At 66.2% G+C, this 2,656-nt stretch carries 1 protein-coding gene; it reads left to right on the forward strand.

Going from position 1 to position 2,656, the window contains the following annotated elements; translation table 11 throughout:
• On the forward strand, positions 1 to 2,656 hold a 2,656-nt coding region (locus ACZ5WK_RS40200), incomplete at both ends, for a hypothetical protein (RefSeq protein WP_465555521.1).

A 2,656-nucleotide genomic window follows, 5' to 3' on the forward strand; every position in this document is an offset into this window, starting at 1 on the left:
CCGGCATCGTCCACCACGGCGTCGTCGAGACCGAGAACGCCCCGGACGGCACCCCCTGCATCCGGCTCTACACGACCGTCTTCAAAGCCATGCCGGTCACCGTCGACCACACCACCGGCCTGGCGACCTCCGACTTCAAGGACGTCCACCAGTACCCGGACGGCACGATCCACATCTCCTCCGGACCCACCTCCCACGAACTCTTCTGGATCGGCGCCGGCCGCCCCCTGCGCGCCATCAGATGGGCCGAGAAATACGCCGCCCAGGACCCCGACAACGCCAGCCCGCTCATCCGCTCCTACCTCGTCCCCCTCACCACCTACCAGGAGATCTTCCGCACCACCGTCCACGAAGAGGACCGCAACGCCGAGATCATCGATATCGGCCTCCCCGCCGACCGACTCACCCTGAACAACCTCAACCAGGCCTACAAGGCCAAGATCACCGAAGCCACGACGAAACTCACCGCCCTGGACGCGACCGACAAGGAGCTGAACAACGCCCTCGGACGCGTCCGCTTCAACTCCCACATCGAACACCTCATCGGCACCCGAATGGCACCCGCCCCGCCCACCAACTCCCTCACCACACGCCCGATCAACGTCGACCACCGCGGCGAGGAGAACCAGTTCGGCATCGGCGGCGACCAACTCCGCCGACTCGAACGCAGCGCCGTGCCGGACTCACTGACCACCTACTACACCCACGAAGACCAGCTCACCACCATCCCCGCCGCCGAGCACGGCACCGTCAAGCACATCGACACCCTGCGCGACAGCATCGGCGCACCGCGCAGCGGACTGCCCAAACTCAGCAACGACCTGCACCCCTGGATCGTCCAGAAGACTGACGGCGGACGGACGACTGCCGAGTTCCGCAACGACGCCGCCGACCTCGCCCGCATCGCCCGCACCCTCCGCGAGCACCTCGTCACCTGGCACCAGTTCAAACAACAACCGAGCGAACGCCGGCCCGACCCGCTCCTCGACCCCGAACACAGCCTCTCCTACGAGACGCGCCTCACCAACCTCAAGACCTTCCTCGCGAACCAAATCACCGCCCACCGCGACCAGGCCGACGGTCCCGGGCACGAACAACAGTCCCCTGCCAAAGCGCTCTTCGACCCGAACATCGGCGCGAACAGCCACGACCGCGGGCCCGTCGACGACTTCATGGAAACCGTCGTCAAGCCCTGGGCCACCCAGGCCGCGATCGCCGAAGTCCTCTCCCGCGGCTACGACGAGAACAAGGCCGACCTCGACGTCCGAGGACCCCAACCCACCACCACCGACTACCACACCCTCCTCCAGAACCTCCCCCAGCACCGGCAACTGCAGACGGACACCGGCAAGCAACTCGACACGCTCTGGCACGACGGCCGCCACCCCGCCGAAATCGTCACCGAACTCATCGACAACTTCCCCGGGCTGGCCCGCAAATTCGACGAGATCGCCGCCAAGACCGAGTCGTACACGTTCCTCACCCACGCCCAGCTGGTCCTCGGCCAGTACCGCAAACTCACCGCTGACACCACCCCGGGCAACCGCTTCGTGCCGACGGAGACCATCGCCAAGGCGATCCTGTTCCACGACATCCAGAAGCAGAACTCCAAAGACATGTACGACCACAGCGGAGGGAAGAAAGCCAAGAAAGCCAAACCCGCCCCGCACGACCGCGAACCCGAACACATCGGCGCCGTCGACATGATGAAGAGCCTGCGTCACCTCTGGCGCGACACGTCACAACTCGTCGCCGCCGTCCGCATGGTCGACTCCGACCCCTTCGGCTTCTACCTGCGCGAGTTCTTCGACGCACCGAGGTACCTCGACGAAGCCGAGCAGACGTTGGAGCGCGCACGGCAGGCCTTCGCCTACATCGCCGACACCGCACTCCTCGTCATGGACCGACGGCCGCGCGAGACTCCCGAGCTGACCGACGAACAGGCCCTCAACGTCCAACGCCTCTTCCATGAGTTCCACCAGTACTACCAAGCCGACTACTCCTCCTACACCTCCGCCACCAGCTACCGCCCCGACCCCGCCCACCCCCACGAGATCCCCGGCAAGAAGAGCTTCGACCAGCACTTCCCCCTCGTCACCACAACAGCCGACAACGGCACCACCCGCAACGAACTGATCACCGCCGGCGACGCCCACACCCGCCGCTTCGTCTACGGCGAGGCCAAGGAAAGACGCTTCCAAACCCTGGCCAGCCTCTTCACGACCACGGAAACCATCAAGGCCACCTACACCGACATCGTCCAGCAACGCACCGAGAACGAAGAGCGCAATCTCCAGGACACCTATGTCCATCCCGGCAAGGCCAAGGCGAGGTCCACCGACGAGCGACGGGACACCGACAGCACCGTGCCGTCCGACTCCGACCCGTTCGACGGCACGGACCTGGGATTCGGGGTCTTCGACTCACACCACACGGACCCGCTCGACTGGGCGGGCCCCGACCTGTTCGACCTGTCCCATGCCGAGCCGTCGTCCGACCACCCACCCCTCGGCACCGGCCTGCCGCAGGCCCGTCCGTTGTCGGAGTTCGGGAGCGGGCAGCCGGGTGTGTGGGTCCGGGATCCCTCGGTCGACGGGAACGCGCAGTCGCGGATCGAGCAGGCCCTGTCACACCTCCCGGTCGACACCGGCCGGTT

Source organism: Kitasatospora sp. NPDC032757 (genome assembly GCF_055579305.1).